This window comes from Rudaea cellulosilytica DSM 22992, from assembly GCF_000378125.1.
GTDB lineage: Bacteria > Pseudomonadota > Gammaproteobacteria > Xanthomonadales > Rhodanobacteraceae > Rudaea > Rudaea cellulosilytica.
Window position 1 is genome coordinate 24,111 of the sequence record NZ_KB899243.1, and the last position, 23,496, is coordinate 47,606.

Below are 23,496 nucleotides of genomic sequence, written 5' to 3' on the forward strand. Positions count from 1 at the left end.
CATTGCGTTTTTCGCAAGAGCTCGGGACCGCCCAAGCGGTCCCGAAATGCCTACCCGGTCAAAGATAGGAGGCGATCAGCAGCTCGCCGACCTGCACGGCGTTGAGTGCCGCACCCTTGCGGATATTGTCGGAGACGATCCACAGATTAAGGCCGTGCGGGTGGGAAACGTCCTCGCGGATGCGGCCGACGAAGGTCTCGTCCTTGCCCGCGGCGTCGCCGACCGGGGTCGGATAGCCGCCGGCCCTGCGCTCATCGATCACTTTCACGCCGGGCGCGGTCTCGAGCAATGCGCGTGCCTGCTCGGCCGTGACCTTGTCGCGCGTTTCGATGTGCACGGCCTCGGAATGACCGTAGAACACCGGCACGCGCACCGCAGTCGGGTTTACGAGGATGGACTTGTCTTCGAGAATCTTCTGCGTCTCCCAGACCATCTTCATCTCTTCCTTGGTATAGCCGTTGGCCTGGAACTCGTCGATGTGCGGGATCACGTTGAACGCGATCTGCTTGCTGAATTTCGACGGCGGATATTCCTGGAAGTTGAGCAGCGCCGCGGTCTGCTGGGCGAGTTCCTCCGCGCCCGAGCGACCCGCGCCCGAGACGGACTGGTACGTGGCCACGTTGATGCGAGTGATGCCGTACTTGCGATGGATCGGCGCGAGCGCGACGAGCATCTGCATTGTCGAACAGTTCGGATTGGCGATGATGCCGTGCTTCGTATAGCCCGCGATCGCGTGCGGATTCACTTCGCTGACGACGAGCGGGATATCGTCCTGGTAGCGAAATTCTGAGGTGTTGTCGATCACGACCGCGCCGGCAGCCGCCGCGCGCGGCGCGTGCACTTTCGACACGCTGCCGCCGGCCGAGAAGAAGGCGATGTCGACGCCTGTGAAATCAAAGTCGGCGAGGTTCTGCACGGTGATCGATTTGTTGCCGAAATCGACCTGGCCGCCCGCGCTGCGCTCGCTCGCCAGCGGCACGAGTTCAGAAATCGGGAATTTGCGCGCAGCAAGAATGCTCAACAGCGCTTCGCCGACGGCGCCAGTGGCGCCAACCATCGCAACCTTATACTTCTCTTTCTTGCTCATCTTTACTTCAACTCGAGGCTTCGGGGGAGTGGGTCTTTCTTATGTTGCGAAGCAGCATAGCACGCGAGCGCGTCGACGCAAACAGCCGTCTGGACGGCTAAATCGCGTTTGGCGGCCGCCCCGCGTTCGGGCCATGGCCGAGCGCGGCGATCAGGTTGTCGACGGCCAGCGATGCCATCGCGCGCCGCGTCGCCAGGCTGGCGCTGCCGATATGCGGCGTCAGCACGACGTTGTCGAGCGCGAGCATTTCGTCCGGCACCTCGGGCTCGCGCTCGAACACGTCGAGCCCGGCGCCGGCGATGCGCTTTTCGCGCAGCGCCACGATCAGCGCTGCATCGTCGACCACGCCGCCGCGCGCGATGTTGATCAGGTAGGCATCGCGCTTCATCGCCTCCAACTCGGCCGCACCGATCATGTGGCGCGTTTCGGCGCTCAGCGGCACGGTCAATACGACGAAGTCGGCTTCGCCCAACAAGCCGTCGCGATCGACGTAACGCGCCTTGCAATCTGCTTCGATTTCGGCCGCGACGCGCGAACGGTTGTGGTAGATCACCGGCATGCGGAAGCCGCTCGCGCGCCGCGCGATCGCCTGGCCGATGCGGCCCATGCCGAAGATGCCCAGCGTTTTGCCGTATACATCGCCGCCGAGCATGATGTGGAACGACATGCCCTTCCAGTTTCCCGCGCGCAGCCAGCGCTCGGCCTCGGTCACACGGCGCGCGGTTGCCATCATCAGCGCCCAGGCGAAATCCGCCGTGGTCTCGTCGAGCACGCCGGGCGTGTTGGTCGCAATGATGCCGGCCTTCTTCAGCGCGGCGATATCGAGATTGTTGTAACCGACGCCACGGTTCGCGATCGCGCGCAGTAGCGGCGTCTGCGCGATCAGGCTCGCGTCGACCGGATCGGCAACGCCGAGGATTGCGCCGGTCTTGTCGCGCAGCTTTTGTAGCATCTGCTCGCGCGTCCAACCATGGTCATCCTCCTCGACTTCGACATCGAAATACTCGCGCAAGCGATCGAGGATATCCTCGAACAGCGGGCGCGAGACCCAGACCCGAGGACGCGGCACTTGCGTGCTCATCGGACTACTTCTCTTCGACCGCGCCCGGAATGCGCGGCTTGATCTCGCCCACGTCGCCGCACTGCGCGCGATGCCGCAGCGCATGATCCATCAGCACGAGTGCGACCATCGCCTCGCCGATCGGGGTTGCGCGGATGCCGACACAGGGATCGTGGCGACCTTTCGTGCGCATTTCGATCGGCTCGCCCTGCAGGTTCACGCTGTGCCCCGGAATCAGGATGCTCGACGTCGGCTTCAGCGCCATCGAAGCGATGATTTGCTGACCGGAAGAAATACCGCCAAGGATGCCGCCGGCGTGATTCGACAGAAAACCCTGCGGCGTGATCTCGTCGCGATGCTCGCTGCCGCGCTGGGCGACTGCGGCGAAGCCGTCGCCGATCTCGACGCCCTTGACTGCGTTGATCGACATCAGCGCCGAAGCGATGTCCTGATCGAGCTTGCCGTAGATCGGCTCGCCCCAGCCCGGCGGCACGCCGTCGGCGACGACGGTGACGCGCGCGCCGACCGAATCGCCGGACTTGCGCAGTGCGTCCATGTATTTTTCAAGTTCCGCCACCGCCGAAGCGTCCGGCCAGAAGAACGGGTTTTCCTCGACCGCAGTCCAGTCGAACGACTTCGGCGTCACCGCGCCGATCTGCGACAGATAGCCGCGCACGACAACGCCGAAACGCAACCTGAGCCACTTCTTCGCGATCACTCCCGCGGCGACGCGCATGGTCGTCTCGCGCGCGGACGAGCGCCCGCCGCCGCGCGGATCGCGGATGCCGTATTTCTGCCAGTAGGTGTAATCGGCGTGCGCGGGGCGAAACGTCTGCGCGACTTCGGCGTAATCCTTGGAACGCGCATCGGTGTTGCGAATCAGCAGTGCGATCGGCGTGCCCGTGGTCTTGCCTTCGTAGACGCCGGAAAGAATCTCGACCTCGTCGGCCTCGCGCCGCTGCGAGGTATGCCGCGTCTTGCCCGTCGCGCGACGGTCTAGGTCTTGACGAAATTCCTCCGCCGCGATTTCCAAACCGGGCGGACAGCCGTCGACCACGCAACCGATCGCGGGACCGTGGCTTTCGCCGAAGGTTGTGACGGTAAGAAGTTTTCCGAAAGAATTGCTCGACACGTCCGTTGGATTTCCTTACGCGGCTTCACAAGCCCAGCGTCGACAGACCGGGATGGTCGTCGGGCCGCCGGCCCAGGGGCCAATGATATTTGCGCTCCTGCTCGGTGATCGGCAGGTCGTTGATGCTGGCGATTCGCCGACGCATGAATCCATGTTCGTCGAATTCCCAGTTTTCGTTGCCGTACGAACGGAACCAGCTACCGGAATCGTCGTGCCATTCGTAGGCGAAACGCACGGCAATGCGGTTGGCGTGGAACGCCCACAGCTCCTTGATGAGTCGATAGTCCAATTCCCTGTTCCACTTGCGTGTCAGGAATTGGACGATCGCTTCCCTGCCGACGAGAAACTCCGCGCGATTGCGCCATGTGCTGTCGGGCGTGTAAGCGAGAGCGACGCGTTGCGGATCCCGCGTATTCCACGCATCTTCGGCCAAGCGCACTTTTGTTGCCGCCGACTCGACATCGAACGGCGGAAACGGCGGACGTGGATTTTCGGAGTTCACTCGGTCGCCTCGCTCTATCGTTTCTTCAACACCGCCTTGATCGACTTCGCATGCGCGACGATGTCCTCGCGTGCGATAGCGAACACGCCCATCTGGCCGACTTCGAACTCGATCCAGTTGAGCGGCAGCTTCGGCAACAGTTCGACCAGAGCGCGCTCGGATTCGCCGACCTCGACGATCAGCATGCCGCCCTTCGACAGATGCGCCGGCGCCTCGTCGAGGATGCGCAGCGCGAAATCGAGTCCGTCCGCACCGGCGACCAAACCTAGCTTCGGCTCATGGTCGTATTCGGGCGGCAGCGCGGCGAATTCCTGATCGGTGACGTAAGGCGGGTTGCTGACGATCAGGTCGTAGATCTCGCCCTTGAGCTTGGCGAACAGGTCGGACTTGATCGCGCGCACGCGACCCTCGACGTTCTGGAATTCGATGTTCTCCTTCGCCAGCGACAGTGCCTTGTCGCTGACGTCGACGAGATCGACCTGCCAGCCGGGATTGTGCGCGGCCATCGCAATGCCGATGCAGCCCGAGCCCGTGCACAGGTCGAGTGCGCGCTGCACGGCGACGTTGTCGAGCCACGGCGAAAAGCCATTGAGGATCATCTCGGCGATCGGCGAACGCGGCACGAGCGCGCGCTCGTCGGATTTGAACTTGAGCCCGGCGAACCAGGCCTCGCCGGTCAGGTAGGCAACCGGCTTGTGTTCCTTGACGCGGCGCTCGATCAGCTTGAGCACGGCCTTCTTCTCGACCGCGGTCAGCTTGGCCGAACCGTAGGCCGGCGACAGGTCATGCGGCAGATGCAGCGTGTGCAGCACCAGATGCGTCGCTTCGTCGAGCGCGTTGTCGTAACTGTGACCGAAGGTCAGCCCGGCGCCGGCGAAACGGCTTGCGCCGTAGCGGATGAAATCGATGATCGTGGCAAGTTCTTTTGTCATGCTCTTTATTGGAAAGTGCGGCCATCGAAGGCCGCTTTATGATCTTCGCACTCACGGACGAGCGCATAACGAAGCAAGTATACAGAAGGGCAACGCTATAATGCCGGCATGAATTCACCCGCACCGGCCTCGCGCCCGAATCTCACTGCACTGATCGTGCTCGCCGCCGTGGTCGCCGCGTTCGGCCTGTGGCTCGGCATGCGCTTCGCGAACGCGCCAGCACAGCCGAAGCTGGCGAGCGCCTTGCTCTACCCCGAGCCACGCGCGATTCCCGACTTCGCCTTGCAACAAGCGGACGGTAAGCCGCTGACCCTCGCCGACTGGCGCGGCCATTGGAACTTCGTCTATTTCGGCTACACGACCTGCCCCGACGTCTGCCCGACCACATTGGCCGAACTCAAGTCGGTCTGGGCCGAGCTCGGCAAGCGCGGTGTGCAGGACAAGCTGCGGTTCGATTTCATCTCGGTCGACCCGGATCGCGACACGGCCGATGCGCTCGCCAAGTACGTCGGCTTCTTCAGCCCCGATTTCGTCGCGGCGACCGGCACCGACGCCGAGCTGACCAAGCTCACGCGCTCGCTCGGCATCGTCTATTCGCGCACGAAGAAGGACGACGGCAGCGTCGAGGTCGACCACTCCGGCTCGATCGTCATCGTCGATCCGCAAGGCCGGCTCGTCGGCCTGTTCCGGCCGCCGTTCGCGGCCAAGGACCTCGCCGACGACATGACCACACTCGCCGGCTGGCGCTGACGCATGCGCCCGACCCTCGCGCTGCAATATCTTCTGCCGCACCGCGCGCTGTCGCGCATCGTCTACTGGGCGACGCGCTGGACGTGGACGCCGTGGAAGAATTTCCTCATCGCCAGCGTGGTGAAAAACTACGCCGTCGACATGGGCGATGCCGTGCAGCCGGATCCGCACGCATACGCGAGCTTCAACGCGTTCTTCACACGCGCGCTCAAGCCGGGTGCGCGCACCGCGCCGGCCGATCCGCGCGCGGTTGCCTGCCCGGCCGACGGCAAGATTAGCCAGGCCGGAGCGATCGTCACGAACGACGCCGGCTCCGCTCGCATCTTCCAGGCCAAGGGCTTCGATTTCAGCGTCGCCGAACTGCTCGGCGACGAGATCGAGGCACAAAAGTATACGAATGGACAATTTGCCACCGTATACCTGTCGCCACGCGACTATCACCGCATGCACATGCCGCTCGCCGGCACCCTGCGCGAGACCGTACATATTCCGGGGCGCCTGTTCAGCGTCGCGCCGTTTACGGTCGAGGGAGTACCGCGGCTGTTTGCACGCAACGAGCGCCTAGTCTGCCACTTCGACGGCGAGCACGGCCCGTTCGCGGTGGTCATGGTCGGCGCCATGCTCGTGTCGAGCGTCGAGACGGTATGGGGCGGCCTCGAAATCCCGCCCTACGCGAGCACGATCACGCACACGGACTGGCGCGAAAAGCACATCCGCCTCGAACGCTTCGCCGAGATGGGCCGCTTCAACATGGGCTCGACCGTGATCCTGCTGCTGCCGCCCGCACATGCGGCCAAACTCGTCGTCGCTGCGGGCGAGAGCGTGCGTGTCGGCCAGCCTCTCGACTGACCGACGCGCGGCGCGTGGTCAGCGCAGCGGATAGACGAACACGTCGGCCGAGCCGTGATTGTGCATCACGCTCGTATTGCCGTAAGTCACGCCGCTGGTCCAGATCGTGGCGCCGTCGAGGGCCATGAACAGGTTCGACTCCGCATAGGCGTCGGCACCGTCGCTGTGCACCGTGCCGAACTGGCGCAGGCTCTGCACCTTGCCCTGCTTGTCGAGCGTCGCGGCAAAAATGTCGCGATCGCCGACCGGCGTGCCAAGGCGGCCGAACGTGTGGCCGACGACGACGATGTTGTCGTCCGTCGGCGCATCGATCGCGACGCCCGCGTCATCGTTCGCCGTGCCGATCTCGCGCTGCCAGCGCACGCGCCCGTCCGACGAATACGCGATGACCACTGCATCCTTGCCGCCGTTGCTGCCGCTACCGCGCGTGCCGGCGGCGAACAGCGTGCCGTTCGGACTGACCGCAAGGCCGGCAATCAGATCGTCGCCCGCAGTGCCGGTCTGCTTGAGCCAGCTGCGCGTGCCGTCCGGCGTGAACGCGGCGATCCAGCCGTCGCTGCCGCCCGCGGAGATTCCGCCCGGCATCGCCGCGGACGTGACGCCGCCGACATAGACCGCGTTCGCAGACGCCGCTACCGCGAGCGCCTTGTCCTCGCCGGGACCGCCGAACTGGCGCGCCCACAGCACGTTGCCGTTGCGATCGATCCGCATGAGGAACGCGTCCTTGTCGCCCGCGTTCGCCGTCGTGCCGTCGACCGATCCTTTGCTGTATCCGGCGAGGTAACTGCCGCCGTTGCCGTCGGCCGCGATCGCGTAGGCACGGTCGGCCGCGGCGGGATCGCCATACTGACGTCGCCACTCTAGCGTGCCGTCAATGCCGATCTTCGCCGCCAGCGCATCGCCCGCGCTGTTCGACGAGGCATGCGCGCCATCGAGGTTGCCGTTGGTGTAGCCGGCGACAGTGACCGAGCCGTCCGCATTGCGAATCGCGCCGTACAAGCGTTCCGCGGCTGCAGTGCCGAATTGGGTCGTCCACATGGTCTGGCCGTTGGCCGCGCGATGAGTGACGACCGCGTCGGTACTGCCGGCGTACGGCGCACCGTTGATCGAACCCACCGCGGCGAGCGCAACGATCGCGCCGCCCGCACCATCGGGCACGATGCCGCCTGCCCAGTCGTCGCCGGCCGTGCCGATCAGCGCGGTATCGATCGCCTGCGGCTGGACCGGGCCGATGTAGCGGAACAGGTTCTGCACGCCCTCGACGAAACCGGGCCGCCACACATCCCAATCGTGGCCGCCGCCGAGCACGCGCCAGTCGGCGCTGACCCCCGATATGCGCACGAGCTTGTTGTAGACAACGGCGGTTTCGAAATCGAGATCGTGCGTGGCATCTTCGGGCGCCGGATTCACGTATTCCTTGTCACCTACCGCGAGGAACAGATGCGCGGGCGAATCCGGATCGATTTGCGGCAACAGCGCAGCGTAACTCAGCGCTTGGTAGCGCGCGTCGTCGAAGCGAACGGCGCCGATGCCGAAGGCACCGTAGTCGCGCGTCGACGAGTCCGCCGGCGGCAAGGGGTGGTAGACCGCGGGGCTCAAGACCAACGCCGCGCCGAACAAATCCGGGTGCGTGAAAACGTAGCGCAGCGCGCCGGCCCCGCCCATCGAATAGCCGCCGATGCCGCGCGCCCAGCGGCCGTCGAGGGTGCGGTAGTTCGCGTCGATGTCCTTGACCAGATCGCGGGTCAGCGCGGTTTCGACCGGGCGTCCCGGGTAGTCGCTGCCGGTGTACAGCGAATCGACATACCAACTGCCGCGCCCGGACCACGGTGCATCGGGCATGACGACGATGATCGGCGGGATGCTGCCCGCGGCGATCAGCGCATCGAGATCGCTCTTCACCTGGGTCCACGCCGTCATCGAATCGCCGCGGCCGTGCAGCAGATACAGACTCGGATAGCGCGTGCTCGCGCCCGCGTAGCCGGGCGGCAGATAGATCTCGTAGTCGATCTTGTCCTGCAGCGCCGACGAATAGGCGCTGCCTTGCGTGAGCGTACCTTGCTTCGCCGGCGGCGCAGCGCGCGCCGGCGTGGCCGTTGTACAACAAGAAAGCAACGTGGCCAAGGTGAAATAGCCGAACGCTTTGACGAACGCGGATGCGGTCATGCTTGGTCTCCCCGAACTGATTGGATGCGGGAGACGTCCTGCCCGCCCGGCTATCGCAGGCCGCGTCTTGAGAATGACGCTTGGAATCGCGTGCGATCGTTGCACGCTAGTCGCCCGCGGCGTGGAGAAGAACCGGGCTCGCCTATGTTCACAGCCTAGTTTTTGTTGCGTGCTTCAGCCCACGCATCGCAAACCGGCGTGCTGCGCGTCAGCGCGTGCAGACGCCGACCTGGAGCACGCGGCCCGGATGCACGTTGCCGACGTCCTTCGGCTTGATCCCGTTGGCCTTGGCCAGTTCGCCCGCATTGTCGCAACCGAACTTGCGTGCGATCGAGCTCAGGGTTTCACCGCGGCGCACGACATAGGTCGGCGCGCCCTTGCGCGCCTTCGTCACGGGTGGCGGCGGGGGCGGCGCCCGCCGCGTCGCGGTCGCGATCACCGGCGCCGGCGTGGCGAGCACCGCTTCGTGCAAATCACCCGCGAGCGAACCCCACACGCCGCGCATGCAGTTCTTTTCGTACAGCGTGACGAGCTGCTGCGGCACGCGCAGGCGTGTCGACGCCGGCAGCGGCTCGCGCGGATCGACCGAGGCATTGAGATTGCGCAGCGTGCGGAACCAGCCGTCGTGCAGATTGCCTTCCGAACCCAGGCATACGGCGAGCTCGGCCAGCGAGGCCTTCTTCTGCAGCACCAGCGTGCCGGGACGGCCGTCGATCTTCGGAAATTGCAGGTTGTACTTCTCCGGGTGCAGGTAGAGCCACGCCGCGGCGAGCACGACCGGCACGTAGTCGCGCGTCTCGGCCGGCAACTGGGCGAAGATTTCCGGATCCCAGAAGCTGGCGTCGGGCGCGTTCTTGGCCAGGCGCTGCATGCGGCCTTCGCCACCGTTGTACGCGGCGATAACCATTTCCAGATTGTTGTTGAGGATCTCCAGCTGCTCGTTGAGATAGGCGGCGTTGGCGCGCGCGGCGAGCTGCGGATCGTAGCGCTGGTCGAAACCGTCGCTGTAGGTCAGGCCGAAACGCTGTCCGGTTGCGGGCATGAACTGCAGCAGACCGGCCGCGCCCGAGCGCGAGTAGGCGTGCACGCGTCCACCCGACTCCTTGGCCATGATGCCGAACAGGATCGCCTCGGGCAGCTTGGCCTTCTCGTACTCCGGCCACATCAGGTAGCGCAGGTATTGGTAGTTCTCGTAGGTGTCCATCAGGTAGGGACGCAGCGTGGTCAGCCACTCCTCGAGCGCAACCTTGACAGGGCCGTTGAGCGTCATCACCTCGGACAACTCGCGTCCCTTGAGCAGAGTCACCGTGCGGCCGATCTCGGGCACGGCCGCGGCGACGGCGGAGGCCTCGCCTGACGTGGTTGTCGCCTCGGGTGTCGTTGCTTCCTCGCCGCCGGGCGTCGCCGCCACGGCCTGCCCGGACATGCGCGCGAACGCCGTGTCGAACTTCGTCGTGTCGCAGCCGCGCGTCTTCGCACACTGCTGGGCCGCATCCTGCGCGTCGTTCCACGCCCACTGGTACGACGCCGTCGCCGCTGCCTCGTCGTTCTTGAACGTGGCCGGATCGCGCGCGGTGTTGTAGCGTTTTTCATCGTCCGCCAGACGCGTGTACAACGCGGCGACCGCGGGACTGGGTTTCTCCTGCCCATTTGCCGTCGTCGTCTTCTGCGCGGGGCCGCCCGCGCAACCGGCCAGCGCGATCGTCAAGACGGCCGCAACATACCCACGAATTTTGAACATTCCGCTCATCCGACGAATAAACGCACACGTTACACAGCACGCAGCGGCGCGACAACCCTTGGCGGAGTGCAAATGGAATTCGTTCAGCCGCTATTCGCCGAAGCGGGCGTGAGCGCATGATTGATTTCGTCGACGATGCCGGCCAAGGCGTCTTCGCCGTAGCCCTTGTGCATGCCGAGAATGCGCCCGTCCTTGCCGATGATCACCATGTGCGGGATCGCCTTGACGTCGTAGGCCTTCTGACTGCGTTCGTTGCGGTCGTTGACCAGGAGCACGTGCATCTCGCCAAGCAACCCGGCGGCCTTCTTGAACAGCTCGCGGTCTTCGATGTTGACGGCGACGACCTGGAGGTTACCCTTTCCTTCCAGTTGCAAGCCCTCGAGTATTGCCAGTTCCTTGCGGCACGGAGCGCACCACGACGCCCAGAACGACACGACGACCACCTTGCCGGCATGATCCGACACACGCACGGAAGCACCGGCCTGGGTTACGCCAAGGACGACGTCGGGCACGGCCTCGCCGACATTGGCGTCGGCGTGGCAACAGCTGCTGGCAGCAAAGAGGAACGCCGCCGCCAGCCGGGCGATGGTTCGCAACATGACGATCTCTCCGGGGCGCGATGAATCGGCCATTTGCGTTGCATCGAAATCCTACCACCTTGGACCGTCGCCGCAAGCCTGTCGCGTGCGCATGTGGCGTGAGAGTATTCGCCTTGGGTAGCGGACCAACTTGGGACAGGCAATGGCAAACGACATTCTCCTCGGCAAAAGCCAGCTCACAGGCAGCAGGACGCCGGAGGTTTTTCTGCACGCGAAATACGGCAATCGCCACGGCATGATCGCCGGCGCGACCGGCACGGGCAAATCGGTGTCGCTGATGGTGATGGCCGAAGGTTTCTCCAAGCTCGGCGTGCCGGTGTTCCTCGCCGACGTGAAAGGCGATCTCGCCGGAATGGCGCAGGCCGCCGTGGTCAACGACAAGCTCAAGCCGCGCCTCGACAAACTCGGCATCACCGACTACACGCCGAGCGCGAACCCGGTGATCTTCTGGGACATCTACGGCAAGCTCGGCCATCCCGTGCGCGCGACCGTCTCCGAGATGGGCCCGACCCTGCTCGCGCGCTTGCTCGAACTCAACGATGTGCAGTCGGGCGTGCTCGAGGTCGTGTTCAAGGCCGCCGACGACCAAGGCTGGCTGCTGCTCGACCTCAAAGACCTGCGCGCCCTGCTCAACCATGCCGCCGACAAGGACAACGCCAAGGAGCTGTCTGCGAAATACGGCCTGATCAGTCCGACCTCGATCGCGGCGATCCAGCGCTCGCTGCTGCAACTCGAGAACGCGGGCGGCGATGTGTTCTTCGGCGAGCCCGCGTTGGATTTGGCCGACTTCATGCGCCAGGACATGTCGGGCCGCGGCGTGGTCAACATTCTCGCCGCGGACCAATTGATCCTCAAACCGATGCTGTACTCGACCTTCCTGCTCTGGCTCTTGTCCGAGTTGTTCGAGAAGCTGCCCGAAGTCGGCGATCTCGATGTGCCCAAGCTCGTATTCTTCTTCGATGAGGCGCACCTGCTGTTCGACGACTGTCCGCCAGCATTGCAGAAGCGCGTTGAGCAGGTCGTGCGCCTGATCCGCTCCAAGGGCGTCGGCGTGTACTTCTGCTCGCAGAATCCCGACGACGCGCCCGACGTCATCCTCGGTCAGCTCGGCAACCGCGTGCAGCACGCGCTGCGCGCGTTCACGCCGCGCGACCAGAAGGCGGTCAACGCGGCCGCGCAGACCTTTGCGCCGAATCCGGCGGTTGGGGACATCACCCAGGTCATCACCCAGCTCGGCGTCGGCGAGGCACTGGTCTCGACGCTGCAGGAAGGCGGCGTGCCGCTGCCGGTCGAGCGCGCACTGATCGTGCCGCCGACCTGCCGCATCGGCACGATCACCGATGCCGAACGCGCGACGATCCGTTCGCGCTCGCCCGTGGGCGGCAAGTACGACACCGCGGTCGATCGCGAATCGGCATTCGAGATCCTGACCCAGCGCACCGACGCCACGATCGCGCGGCCTGCGCCCGGCGACGCAAATGGCGGCGCTGCGCAGGCGCCTGCGCAAGGCCCGATGTCTGGCTGGGGCAAGACGATCAGCGACGTGCTGCTCGGCAGCGGTCGCCGCCAGGGCATGATCGAGACGATGGCGAAATCCGCGATTCGCAGTGGCGGCAGCCGCCTCGGCACCGCACTCGTGCGCGGCGTGCTCGGTTCGCTGCTGAAGAAATAGCCATGGCCGGATCGGTGCCGCACGCAGACGCCACTCCCCTGACCGAGCGTCTGGCCGATGCGCTGGCCTATCCAAGCCAGCCCGGGCCGCTGTCGACGCTGGCCGCGATCGCCGCATCGCATGTCGTCGCCGACTGGCTGCCGAGTCTGCCTGGCATGCTCATCGACTTCGTCACCTGGGCGGCGTTCCTCAAGTACGCGTTCGAGGCCCTGCGCTGGAGCGCGAACGGGCGCGATACGGCGCCGGAACTGAGCTTCCTCGTCGGCGAGTCGGCCGGCTGGTTCGGCGTCGGTGTGCTCGTGATCGGCCAGCTTGCCGTGATCGGCGCGGCGCGCTTCTACGGACCAGGCGCGGGGTATGTGGTCGGTGCCGTCGTCGTGCTGGCCATGCCCGCGATCATGATGCTGATCGCGGTCGAGGACGCCACACTGCTCGCGCTCAATCCGGTCTCGTGGCTGCGCATCGCCGCGCGCCTCGGCACAGCGTACTTCGCGCTGGTCGTCTTTTTTGCGCTCGCGGTCGCGGCACAGGTCGCGCTGGCCGTTGCGCTCGGCGTGGTGCTGCCGCGCTTCATCGCGATCTTCGCCGTGCACTTCGCCAGCGGCTGGTTGCTGCTCGCCAACTTCCGCTTGATCGGCATGCTGATCCACGATCGCCGCGACGAACTCGGCTACGCCGGCGACCTGACCCTGCGCGACGACCCACAGCCCACCGACCCCGTCGACGCGGTGATCGCGAGCGCGCAACTGCGCGCCGCAGCGGGCGACGCGAGCGGCGCGGCGGCGCTGCTGCTCGACGAACTGCGCTCGCGGCCGAAGTCGATCGCCTTGCACCTCGAATACCGCCGCCGGCTGCGCGAGGCCGGCGATACGGCCACGTTGGCCGCACATGGCCGCGGATTCGTTCCCGTGCTGCTCGACCTCGATCAGGATCGACTCGCCATCGACGTCGCGCGCGAATCGCAACAATGCAACGCCGACTTCGTGCTGGACGAACCCGCGGACATCACGCGCCTTGCCGCAGCCGCGGCGAACACAGCTCAAACCCAGGTCGCGCTGTCGCTGCTCGACGGCTTCCACTTGCGCTTTCCCGCGCACGCCGATGTCGTGCGCAATCTGTTGCTCGCAGCGAAACTGCTCGCCGAGCGCATGAACGACGACGCCGGCGCGCGCGCGCTGCTGCAACACGTCGCGCGCGAATTCCCGGATCACCCGCAGGCCGCGGAAGCGCAGCGCTATCTCGATTTCCTCGATCGCCTCGGCGCGGCCGATCCGCGCGCTGCCAAGGCGACGGCGTCGCGATCATGAGCCGCTGGCGTGCGCCGCAAGCCGCATCGACGGCGATCATCACGGCCGAAGGCCAGGCGCGCCTCAAAGCCGAACTCGACGAACTCTGGCGGGTGCGCCGCCCGGAGGTGGTCAATGCGCTCGCCGCTGCCGCGGCCGAGGGCGACCGCTCGGAGAACGCCGAGTACACCTACCGCAAGAAGCAGCTCGGCGAGATCGACCGGCGCGTACGCTATCTGAGCAAGCGTCTGCCCGAGCTCAAGGTCGCCGAGGCCAAGCCCACCGATCGTGGCGCGATTTTCTTCGGTGCCTGGTTCGCGATCGAGGACGACGACGGCCGCACCCAGCGCCTGCGCATCGTCGGTCCCGACGAAACCGACGCCACGCTCGGCTGGATCAGCATCGATTCACCGCTCGCCCGGGCCGTGCTGAAGAAACGCGTCGACGACGAGTTCGAAGCGCCGCTGCCGTCGGGGGTCAGGCGCTTCATCGTGATCGAGGTGAGCTACGAAGCACCGGCGAAGACGCAGGACGCTTGAGTGCGGCGCGCGAATCCAAGCCGCTACGCCGATTCGATTACCTCAGCACAAATGCCGACGGATATCGCCGTCCCTCGCGACGCGCGCGAAAACACGGCGTCTCGGCATAGAACGATGCGTCTTCGTTGCCATCGTGCCAGCCAGGAATGCCGGCGAGCGGCAGCGGCCGCAGTTCCTGCGGATCGGCCAGCAGGACGCCTTGCGCAATCGCCGCGGCGACCACGGCCTCGCCGGCAAATCCGCCACGCGCGATCGCGCCGCGGCTCATCGTCAACCAGGCGAACTGCCGCGGCGTCAACGCGACGGCGAGCGCTTTCGCCACCGGCAACACGTGGCCGCTCCAGACGTGCTCGATCAATGCATGGCCGAACACGCTGATCGCGATCGATTCGCCCCAGGCGTCACGGCGACCGCGGAACAGCCCGACCCAATCGTGCGCGTCCCATAGCGCAAGCAACGAAGGATCCGCCAGCCAAACAATTCCGCCGGCCTCGTCGAAATGCGTCAGCGCACATTGGCCGCGCGTGCGTTGCTTGGCGCCGACATGCTCGATGTCGGCCACCTGGCGTGCGTTCAAGGCGCGCTTGAGCCGCGGATGGCGCAGCCAGATCAGCGCGTTGAACAGATCGTGCGCATTGCACTCGCGCGTCGCCAGCACGCCGCGCTGCGCAATGCGGGTTTCGTAGTGCAAGCCGTCGGCGAGCAAGGCCCGGTCCTGCGCGCGGAAGGCCGGGCGTCCTTCGCGATCGATCACCTCCGCGTCCGCACGGCAGCGCGCGAGTTCGTCGACCGTGATCGCGCCGGCACGGTCGATCAGCCCGGAATACTCGCTCCACGCCTGGAGCAGGACATGCGCGCACCGATCGGCCTGCGCGCCGATCTTCTCCGGCGCCGCGACGGCTTCATCGAGCCGACTGGCAAGCGCACCCTGCATCGCAGGTCAGAACAGACTCAACCGCGCGAGCGCGGCATCGAACGCGGCACGGTCGGGTACGGCGATGCCGAACACCTCGTCCAGCACCGCGACGACTTCATCCACGCTTTCCAGCTCGCGCCGCTCGCCGTCGCCATCGAGACGATGCACGTTCAAGCGCCGGCCGGAAAGCGCCCAGCGCCCTTCCGGCCGCGACCGCGCCGCGCTCAACGAACTGGTGAAGTGCGAACTGGGATTCGTCCACAGGTAGTAGTTCGACACCGCAAAGTCGACCGGGAAATGCTCGACCAGATCGAAACGGTACAAGGTTTTCCACTCGCCCTCGATCCGCGCCTGCAGCAGTCGGTATGTGCCCGCCGGGAGCAGACGATACGGCTCGAGCGGCGTCGCCTGCTCGATGTCGTCGATCAGGCGCAGCGGAGCGGTCGGCGTCTGCCCGCCGAAGCCGACGTCGGCGATGTAGTCTTCGCCGTCGACCGCTACGCGCAGCAGCATGTGGCTGCGCATCGTGACCGCGTCGTCGGGCTGGTTCCACAACACGCGCGCAGCGAGCGCGCAGACGCGGAAGCCGAGTACTGTCAGAACGTTTTGCAGCAGCGTGTTGTGCTCGAAGCAGTAGCCGCCGCGGCGCGAATGCACGAGCTTCTGCTGCACCGACGCGAGGTCGATGCGGACCTCGACGCCGGTCAGCGGATTGAGATTCTCGAACGGTATCGCTGCAGGATGCATGCGCTGGATATCGCGCAGCACCGCCAGCGTCGGTTCACGCGGACCGGTATAGCCGATGCGGCGGAAATACGCATCGAGATCGAGATGCACGGTGTCGTTCAGCATGTGGCCTGCCTGCGAATGGTGCGCGGGGCTCAACCGGCCAGGCGACCGCCGAGGTCGTGCTCATCAGCCGAATCGACGCGCACGTCGACGAACTGTCCGGGCTTGAGCTTGTGTCCGTCGGCGATGTGCAACACGCCGTCGATCTCGGGTGCATCGGCCGCGGTGCGCGCGACCGCGCCGTCCTTGCCGACATGGTCGACGAGCGCTCGCACGGTCGTGCCGATTTTGCGCTGCAGGCGCGCGGCGCTGATTTCGGCCTGTTTCTCCATGAAGCGTTCGAGGCGCTCCTGCTTGAGTTCTTCCGGCACCGCGCCGGGCAGTTCGTTGGCCTTGGCACCGTCGACCGGCGAATAGGCGAACGCGCCGACGCGATCGAGCTGCGCGGCGTCGAGGAAATCGAGCAGTTCCTCGAACTCGGCATCGGTCTCGCCGGGAAAGCCGACGATGAACGTGCTGCGCAAGGTGATTTCGGGGCAAGCCTTGCGCCAGGCGAGCACGCGCTCGAGCGTCTTCGCGCTCGCGGCTGGGCGTTTCATCAGCTTGAGGATGCGCGGGCTCGAATGCTGGAACGGGATGTCGAGGTACGGCAGGATTTTTCCTTCCGTCATCAGCTCGATCACTTCGTCGACGTGCGGATACGGATAGACGTAGTGCAGGCGTACCCAGGCGCCGAGCTCGCCGAGCGCCGCGCACATCTCGGTCATGCGCGTGCGCACTTTTCCATTTTTCCACTCGCGCTCGACGTACTTGAGATCGACGCCGTAGGCGCTCGTATCCTGCGAGATCACGAGCAGTTCGCGCACGCCGCTCTTGACCAGTTTCTCGGCCTCGACCAGCACTTCGTCAACAGGACGCGAGACGAGATCGCCACGCATCGACGGGATGATGCAGAACGTGCAACGGTGATTGCAGCCCTCGGAAATCTTCAGGTAGGCGTAGTGCTTTGGCGTCAGCTTCACACCGACGTCGTCGTTCGCGGAGCCGCGCTTGCGCTTCGCCGGCAGCAGGTCGATGTGCGGATCATGCCGCGGCGGCAACTGCGCATGCACCGCGTTCATCACGCTCGCGTAGTCTTGCGGACCACTGATCGCGAGCACGTCGGGATGCGCCTCGCGGATAACCTCGGCGCGCTTGCCGAGGCAGCCGGTGACGATCACCTTGCCGTTCTCCTCGAGCGCCTCGCCGATCGCGTCGAGCGATTCCTGAACGGCCGCATCGATGAAGCCGCAGGTATTCACGACGACGACGTCGGCCGCGTCGTAACTCGGCACGATTTCGTAGCCCTCCACGCGCAACTGGGTGAGGATGCGCTCGGAATCGACCAGCGCCTTGGGGCAGCCGAGGCTGACGAAACCTACCTTTTGCGTACTTGAAGACATGTGCTTGATCATATTTCGAAACCGCGGAATTATACTGGACGCGAGCAGTCTCCCGGCCGTTTTCGCAAACCAGCAGGGCGACTCGCGGCCGAAATGGGCGCAGAACCCGTTCCGCGCCGGATGAAATGCTTCTGTGCCGAAGTGGAACGATGGTGAATGGATTCAGTGTGGAAATGGACTGTTAGGTCGAATTCGACCAGACACGACGTGGCATTACGCACGCTTGTCGTTCTGTCGGGCGCGATGGCGTGTTTCGTCGCCGCGCCATCAGTCCTGTGCGCAGAACCACCGCCGCGGGCGCAAGCGGTGACGATGGCGGCGCGGCTCGCGGATCAAGTTGATGCGGTGTTGCAACCGCTGCCGCGCATAGCCTGGCAGCTCGGAGGCCTGCGCGGACGCATCAACGCCGAGTTCACCCTCGCCGTGGCCTACGCCGCGCTGTCCGCGGATCGGCCGGCCAACCGCCGCTGGCAATCTCTGGACAAGGACGCGGCAATGGCAGGCGACGCCAGGCTGCGCGGCATCGCCCTGATCGCACTCATCCAGAGCATGCTCGCCCAAGGTGAATACAAGCATGGGCAAGAACTTGCCGAAGCATTGATGCAACTCGCGCTCGGCGCCGGCAACGACGAGCTCACCGCCGCTGCCGAAGAGTACCGTGGGGTATTTGAACGCCGCCATGGCAACCTCGACGCCGCACTCGAGCACCAGATTGCCGCGCTGGCCCTGCGCCACAAGAACAAGGACGCCGCCGGCGAAGCGACCGCGCTGACCAACCTCGGCACGATCGCGCGCGACAAGGGTGACTTCGCTCAATGCCTTGACTATTTCCTGCAGTCGCTGGCGATCCGCGAGCGCATCGACAACCGCCTTGACGTGGCCTACCGCAACATCGCCCTGCTCTATCGCGAACTCGGCGACACACAGACAACCCGGGCCTATTTCGCCAAGGCCATCGACGCAGCCACGCGCTACGCCCAGCCGGGCTACTACGCCTCGGTGCGGGGTGCCTACGCAGGCTTCCTCAACGATAACCGTGAATACGAGGCGGCACTCGCCTCGGCCGATGAGGCGCTTGCGATAAGCCAGGCGCTAGGCAATCGGCCCGCGATCGGCTTCGAGCAACTCGAGGTCGGCCGCGCCCTGCTCGGCCTGCGCAAGCCCGACGAAGCCGAGCCGCATTTCGAAGCCGCAGCCGAAATCGGTCGCGAACTCGACCAGCGCGAACTGATCGCACGCAGCGAGTTGGCGCAGGCGGAAATCGCGCTCGCCCATGGCGATCTCGCGCGCAGCCACCGCCTGCTCGACGAGGTCTCGCCGCGCCTCAACGCGGCGGGGTTGAGGCCCTACCTGGCCCAGGCCTACTGGTTGCGCGACCTCCTGGCCGAGGCCGAACACGATCCAGCCACGGCCCACGAGTACGCCCATCGCCATGCCGGCCTGCGCGAGGAACTGCTCGGCGTGCGCTCCTCGCGCCTGCTCGCAGCGATCGAGGTGCGCAAGGCGCGCGAACAGAGCGAGCAGCAGCTCGAACTCGCCGTGCGCAACAACGAACTGCAGGCCGAGCGCCTCGAGCGCAGCCGCCACGAGCGGTTTTACGGCATCGCCGCGATCGCCGCACTCGCCGTCATCGTTGCCGTCTTCGCCGTGCTGCTGTGGCGTTTGCGCCGCCTCAATCTCGCCCTCGCCGCGCGCAATGAGCAGAACGACAGGCAGCACGCCGCGCTGACCGAAGCGAATCTCCTGCTCGAACAGCAGGCGCAATCGTTGTACCAGGCCTCGATCGTCGACGGGCTGACTGGCGCGCACAGCCGCTCGCACGCGCTCGACCGGCTCGGTCATCTGCTTGCCGACTGTCGCGTGGCGAGACGCGATCTCACCCTGCTGTTGATCGATTTCGACCACTTCAAGCTCGTCAACGACCATCACGGCCACCTCGCCGGCGACCGCCTGCTTGCGGAGGCGGTGCGCATCATGCGCGAAGAGCTTCCCGGCGACGGCCTGCTCGGCCGCTTCGGCGGCGAGGAATTCCTGGCTATCTTCGCCGACCGCGACGAGGGCGAGAGTCGGCGCATCGCCGAGCGCATGCGTGCCGCCGTGGCCGGGCGCATGGGCGGCATCGATCCGCCGACGACGATCAGCATCGGCGCCGCGACGTTGCGTGCAATGCCGGATGCAACCGCCATCGATCTGCTCATCGACGTCGCTGACCGCGCGCTGTATGTGGCCAAGCAGGCCGGGCGCAACCAGGTGCAGGGCTTCCAGCAGGCTTGACTTCGTCCAGCGCGGACTTAGGCTGGTCGCATCTCCACCGATTCAAACCGGCCATGGGCGAAACGATCCAGATCGGCACGACGCGTACGCAGTGCATCAGCGCCTATGTCGCCAAACCCGAGGGTGCGCCCAAGGGCGGCCTTGTCGTCGTGCAGGAAATCTTCGGCGTCAACGCGCATATGCGCAGCGTCGCCGACCGCTTTGCCGAACGCGGCTACGTCGCGATCGCGCCGGCATTCTTCGAACACATCGAGCATCGCGTCGAACTCGAATACGATCAGGCGAGCTGGACGCGCGCGCGCGAACTCGTCGCGCAAACACCGTTCGAGCGCGCGATCGAGGACGTCGCCAGCGCCGCCGCCTCGATCGCATCGGCAGGCAGGATCGGCGTCGTCGGCTACTGTTGGGGCGGCACGGTCGCGATGTTGTCGGCGATGCGCCTTGGCCTGCCCGCCGTCAGCTACTACGGCGCGCGCAACGTGAATTTCCTGCACGAGCCGCTGCGCGCGCCGGCGATCTTCCACTTCGGCGAGCGCGACCATTCGATTCCGCCCGAGGCGATCGTGCGCCATCGCGCCGAACTGCATTTCGCCCCCGACGTGCCCCCCGCGCAACGCGAACTGGAAATCTACACCTACCCCGCCGACCATGCCTTCAACCGCGACGCGACTGCGTCGAGCTACGACGCCGCCAGCGCCACGCTCGCGCTCGAACGCACGCTCGCCTTCTTCGCCCGGCACCTGGGTGGCGCGTAATGAACGCCGTTGTGTTCGAGCTGCATCCGCAACTCGCGGCGGACACGCACTGCGTCCGCGACCTCGAACTCTCGCGCGTGCTGCTGATGGACGATGCGCGGTTTCCCTGGCTGATTCTCGTGCCAATGCGCGCCGGCATGCGCGACTGGATCGATCTGCCGCATGCGTTGCAACACCGGCTGCTCGATGAAGTCGAGTTGTGCTCTCGCGCGCTGCGCGCACTGGTAAAACCGGACAAGCTCAACATCGCCGCGCTCGGCAACATGGTGCCGCAGCTGCACGTGCATGTCGTCGCGCGTCATGCCGGCGATGCGGCGTGGCCGAAACCGGTATGGGGCGTCGGCGAGCGCGTGCCCTACTCGGCCGCTGCGCTCGCCGCGCGCACGGCGGAACTACTCGCGCAGATCGAACCCGCATCGCGCGGATGAGCGACATCGGCATCGAATGGCTCGGCGACTGCGCGCTGCTGCTACGCGTCGGCACGGGCATCGATGTCGCAGTCAACGCGCGCGTGCATGCGGTGACACGTGCGCTGCGCGCGGCGCAATTGCCGGGCGTGGCCGATATCGTGCCGGCCTATGCCAGCGTCACCGTGCACTACGATCCGCTGCGGTGGAATGATCTCGAATGCGCTCAACCGCCCGGCGAGCAATTGGCGCAGCGCGCACTCGAGACAGCGCTCTCTTCCGGCAACCTCGCCGTCCCGGCGCCGTCGGAGCTGAGCAAACGCGTCGTGGAAATTCCCGTCTGCTACGGGGGTGAGCACGGACCCGATCTCGCCGAAGTCGCCCGACTGGCCGGTCTCGACGAAAGCGCAGTCATCGCCCGCCACGTTTGCGGCGAATACGACGTCGCGATGCTCGGCTTCGCTCCGGGCTTCCCTTATCTGCTCGGCCTCGATCCGACGCTGCACGCGCCACGTCGCGCCAATCCGCGCACGCGCGTGCCCGCAGGCTCGGTCGCGATAGGCGGCGCGCAGACCGGTATCTACCCGCGCGAATTGCCCGGTGGCTGGCAGATCATCGGGCGCACGCCGCTGGCATTGTTCGATGCCGCGCGCGATCCGCCCGCGCTACTTGCCCCAGGGCAGCGCGTCCGCTTCCGAAGTATTCCTGCGTTCGTGCATGAACGCGAGAATCAAAAAGCGGCCATCCCTGGCCACACTCTTCAACACAAGCAGGCAGGTATCAGCGTGCTGACGCCTAGTCTGCTCACCAGCGTGCAGGATGGCGGACGCCATGGCTGCGGCGCGATCGGCGTCGGCCATGCCGGCGCAATGGACGACGTCGCGCTGCGCCTGGCGAACATGCTGGTCGGCAACGCGCAGGATGCCGCCGCGCTCGAACTCACCTTGCGCGGCCCGCGCCTGCGCTTCGACGCGGACACGCTGATCGCGATCACCGGTGCGGAAATCGACGCGCGCTGCGGCGGAGAGAGCGTGCCGCTGTGGCGCCCGGTTCTGCTGCGTGCCGGCAGCGAATTGAATCTCGGCGGCATGCGCCGCGGCGCGCGCGCCTACCTCGCGATCGCCGGAAGCCTCAACCTGCCAGCCGTGCTCGGCAGCTGCAGCACCGACATCAACGCCGCGCTGGGCCCAATCACGCGCGCTTTGGCCGCTGGCGACGAGTTGTCGTGCGCCGCGATGCCGCGGTCGGCGTGCGGCGGATTGTGGAAGGTGCTCGAAGCTGTCGCGAAAGCCGAGAATCGCAATGCAGTCGCAACCGCGTGGTCGCTCGACCCCGCACCGTGGTTCGACGCCGGCGCGACGCGGCCGATCCGCGCGATCGCCGGCACGCACTTCGAACATCTCGACACCGAGTCGCAACGCAGCCTGTTCGGCGCCGAATTCCGCATCGGCATCGATTCGAACCGCGTCGGCTGCCGCCTCGAAGGCGCTCCGCTGAAACTCGCGGCGCCGATCGAAATGGTCTCGGCCGGCACCGTGTCCGGCACGGTGCAGTTACCGCCCGGCGGCGTGCCGATCGCGCTGACTGCCGAAGCGCCGACGACCGGCGGCTATCCGCGCATCGCGCAGGTGATCGCGACCGACCTGCCGCATCTGGCGCAGCGACGGCCCGGCGACGTCGTGCGATTCGCGCAAACCGATCTCGCCGATGCGCAAATGCGCTATCTTGAGCGCGAACGTGCGCTGGCCAAACTCGAAAGCTGGATTCGCGCACGCTTGCTTGGACCTTGGTGACGAACGCGAACATGGTCATCGATCTCAATTGCGACATGGGCGAATCCTTCGGCGCCTGGACGATGGGCGACGATGCCGGCGTGATGCCGTGGGTCAGCTCGGTCAACATCGCCTGCGGCTTCCACGCCGGCGACTTCATGACGATGCAGCGCACGGTGATCCTCGCCGCCGAGCACGGCGTCGCGATCGGCGCACATGTCTCGCTGCCCGACCTGCAAGGCTTCGGCCGGCGCGAGATGGCGATCTCACCGAACGAAACACACGCGGCGACGCTGTACCAGATCGGCGCGCTCGCTGCGTTCGTGCACGCGCAGGGCCAGCGCCTGCACCACGTCAAGCCGCACGGCGCGCTGTACAACATGGCGGCGAAGGACCCGAAGCTGGCCGAGGCGATCGCCAACGCGGTGCACGACTTCGATCCGCGCCTCGTGCTGTTCGGCCTCGCCGGCAGCGCGCTGCCGCATGCCGGCGCGCAACTCGGTCTCGTCGTCGCCCACGAGGCATTCGCCGATCGCCGCTATCGCGACGACGGATCGCTCACGCCGCGGCGCGAAGACGGCGCGGTGATCCACGACGTCGACGCCGCGGTCGCGCAGGCGGTGCAGATCGCGGCGCACGGAAACGCGTCGACGCGCGACGGCAAACGCGTCGACATCCGCGCCGATACGATCTGCGTGCACGGCGACCGGCCAGACGCGGCAATATTCGCGCAACGATTGAACGCCGCGCTGAAAAGCGCCGGTGTCGGCATCGGGCGCATCGCTTCGTAATGTCGGCTCCGCGCGCGCAAAAAACAACGAACCGG

21 protein-coding genes are annotated in these 23,496 nt (G+C 66.0%); 10 read left to right on the forward strand and 11 right to left on the reverse strand.

Annotation, left to right across the window (positions count from 1 at the left end):
* Positions 1-58: 58 nt before the first annotated feature.
* From F455_RS0114555 to prmB, 5 genes are all read right to left on the reverse strand, one after another.
* The gene (locus F455_RS0114555; RefSeq protein WP_018974045.1) at positions 59-1,087 is read right to left on the reverse strand and encodes an aspartate-semialdehyde dehydrogenase; all 1,029 of its coding nucleotides are present in this window, start codon (positions 1,085-1,087) and stop codon (positions 59-61) included.
* A gap of 97 nt (positions 1,088-1,184) precedes the next feature.
* Positions 1,185-2,168, reverse strand: a complete 984-nt coding sequence (locus tag F455_RS0114560) for a 2-hydroxyacid dehydrogenase (RefSeq protein ID WP_018974046.1) — start codon at positions 2,166-2,168, stop codon at positions 1,185-1,187.
* A 4-nt stretch (positions 2,169-2,172) separates the two neighbouring features.
* Positions 2,173-3,279: a chorismate synthase gene (gene aroC, locus F455_RS0114565; protein ID WP_018974047.1), complete on the reverse strand. Its 1,107-nt coding sequence runs from the start codon at positions 3,277-3,279 to the stop codon at positions 2,173-2,175.
* Positions 3,280-3,304: 25 nt separating this feature from the next.
* Positions 3,305-3,781, reverse strand: coding sequence for a nuclear transport factor 2 family protein (locus F455_RS0114570; protein ID WP_018974048.1), 477 nt, complete (start codon positions 3,779-3,781; stop codon positions 3,305-3,307).
* A 14-nt stretch (positions 3,782-3,795) separates the two neighbouring features.
* The gene (prmB, locus tag F455_RS0114575; RefSeq protein WP_018974049.1) at positions 3,796-4,713 is read right to left on the reverse strand and encodes a 50S ribosomal protein L3 N(5)-glutamine methyltransferase; all 918 of its coding nucleotides are present in this window, start codon (positions 4,711-4,713) and stop codon (positions 3,796-3,798) included.
* 108 nt (positions 4,714-4,821) lie between these two features.
* Here prmB and F455_RS0114580 point away from each other — a divergent pair, with 108 nt between their 5' ends.
* Together F455_RS0114580 and asd are read left to right on the forward strand one after the other, a co-directional pair.
* The gene (locus F455_RS0114580) at positions 4,822-5,463 is read left to right on the forward strand and encodes an SCO family protein (protein ID WP_018974050.1); all 642 of its coding nucleotides are present in this window, start codon (positions 4,822-4,824) and stop codon (positions 5,461-5,463) included.
* A 3-nt stretch (positions 5,464-5,466) separates the two neighbouring features.
* Positions 5,467-6,312 carry an archaetidylserine decarboxylase gene (gene asd, locus F455_RS0114585; protein WP_018974051.1) on the forward strand — a complete coding sequence of 282 codons (846 nt, stop codon included), beginning with the start codon at positions 5,467-5,469 and terminating at the stop codon, positions 6,310-6,312.
* Between the two features lie 18 nt (positions 6,313-6,330).
* On the opposite strand, the gene F455_RS21030 is transcribed toward asd, so the two are convergent.
* The 3 genes from F455_RS21030 to F455_RS0114600 all read right to left on the reverse strand — a co-directional run bounded on the left by F455_RS21030 (position 6,331) and on the right by F455_RS0114600 (position 10,851).
* Complete coding sequence (locus tag F455_RS21030) at positions 6,331-8,478, reverse strand: alpha/beta hydrolase (protein WP_018974052.1); 2,148 nt, start codon at positions 8,476-8,478, stop codon at positions 6,331-6,333.
* A 208-nt stretch (positions 8,479-8,686) separates the two neighbouring features.
* Complete coding sequence (locus F455_RS0114595; RefSeq protein WP_157578893.1) at positions 8,687-10,219, reverse strand: lytic transglycosylase; 1,533 nt, start codon at positions 10,217-10,219, stop codon at positions 8,687-8,689.
* An 83-nt stretch (positions 10,220-10,302) separates the two neighbouring features.
* Positions 10,303-10,851, reverse strand: a complete 549-nt coding sequence (locus tag F455_RS0114600) for a TlpA family protein disulfide reductase (RefSeq protein ID WP_018974054.1) — start codon at positions 10,849-10,851, stop codon at positions 10,303-10,305.
* Between the two features lie 109 nt (positions 10,852-10,960).
* Between F455_RS0114600 and F455_RS0114605 the strand changes: the two genes are divergently transcribed.
* Genes F455_RS0114605 through greB form a run of 3 tightly spaced genes read left to right on the forward strand, consistent with a single transcriptional unit; the run spans position 10,961 to position 14,315 of the window.
* On the forward strand, positions 10,961-12,490 hold the full coding sequence (locus F455_RS0114605) for a helicase HerA-like domain-containing protein (RefSeq protein ID WP_018974055.1): 1,530 nt from the start codon (positions 10,961-10,963) through the stop codon (positions 12,488-12,490).
* Between the two features lie 2 nt (positions 12,491-12,492).
* Entirely contained in the window at positions 12,493-13,797 is a 1,305-nt protein-coding gene (locus F455_RS0114610; protein WP_018974056.1) for a hypothetical protein, read from the forward strand.
* A complete protein-coding gene (gene greB / locus F455_RS0114615; RefSeq protein WP_018974057.1) occupies positions 13,794-14,315 on the forward strand; it encodes a transcription elongation factor GreB in 522 nt (173 codons plus the stop codon). Before F455_RS0114610 ends, greB begins: the two co-directional genes overlap by 4 nt.
* Before the next feature lie 37 nt (positions 14,316-14,352).
* On the opposite strand, the gene F455_RS0114620 is transcribed toward greB, so the two are convergent.
* The 3 genes from F455_RS0114620 to rimO are packed head-to-tail and all read right to left on the reverse strand — an operon-like array spanning position 14,353 to position 17,462.
* The gene (locus F455_RS0114620) at positions 14,353-15,249 is read right to left on the reverse strand and encodes a DUF3025 domain-containing protein (protein ID WP_018974058.1); all 897 of its coding nucleotides are present in this window, start codon (positions 15,247-15,249) and stop codon (positions 14,353-14,355) included.
* Positions 15,250-15,255: 6 nt separating this feature from the next.
* On the reverse strand, positions 15,256-16,083 hold the full coding sequence (locus F455_RS0114625) for an arylamine N-acetyltransferase family protein (protein ID WP_018974059.1): 828 nt from the start codon (positions 16,081-16,083) through the stop codon (positions 15,256-15,258).
* A gap of 29 nt (positions 16,084-16,112) precedes the next feature.
* Positions 16,113-17,462 carry a 30S ribosomal protein S12 methylthiotransferase RimO gene (gene rimO, locus F455_RS0114630; RefSeq protein ID WP_026293404.1) on the reverse strand — a complete coding sequence of 450 codons (1,350 nt, stop codon included), beginning with the start codon at positions 17,460-17,462 and terminating at the stop codon, positions 16,113-16,115.
* Positions 17,463-17,669: 207 nt separating this feature from the next.
* Between rimO and F455_RS0114635 the strand changes: the two genes are divergently transcribed.
* From F455_RS0114635 to F455_RS0114655, 5 genes are read left to right on the forward strand one after another with little or no spacing between them, the layout of a single operon-like run.
* Entirely contained in the window at positions 17,670-19,736 is a 2,067-nt protein-coding gene (locus F455_RS0114635) for a tetratricopeptide repeat-containing diguanylate cyclase (RefSeq protein ID WP_018974061.1), read from the forward strand.
* Between the two features lie 53 nt (positions 19,737-19,789).
* The gene (locus tag F455_RS0114640; protein ID WP_018974062.1) at positions 19,790-20,491 is read left to right on the forward strand and encodes a dienelactone hydrolase family protein; all 702 of its coding nucleotides are present in this window, start codon (positions 19,790-19,792) and stop codon (positions 20,489-20,491) included.
* Positions 20,491-20,919: an HIT domain-containing protein gene (locus tag F455_RS0114645; protein ID WP_018974063.1), complete on the forward strand. Its 429-nt coding sequence runs from the start codon at positions 20,491-20,493 to the stop codon at positions 20,917-20,919. Before F455_RS0114640 ends, F455_RS0114645 begins: the two co-directional genes overlap by 1 nt.
* Positions 20,916-22,691 carry a 5-oxoprolinase subunit PxpB gene (gene pxpB, locus F455_RS22630; protein WP_018974064.1) on the forward strand — a complete coding sequence of 592 codons (1,776 nt, stop codon included), beginning with the start codon at positions 20,916-20,918 and terminating at the stop codon, positions 22,689-22,691. The genes F455_RS0114645 and pxpB overlap by 4 nt, the downstream gene beginning before the upstream one ends.
* Before the next feature lie 11 nt (positions 22,692-22,702).
* Positions 22,703-23,461, forward strand: a complete 759-nt coding sequence (locus F455_RS0114655) for a LamB/YcsF family protein (protein ID WP_033410289.1) — start codon at positions 22,703-22,705, stop codon at positions 23,459-23,461.
* Positions 23,462-23,496 lie beyond the last annotated feature (35 nt).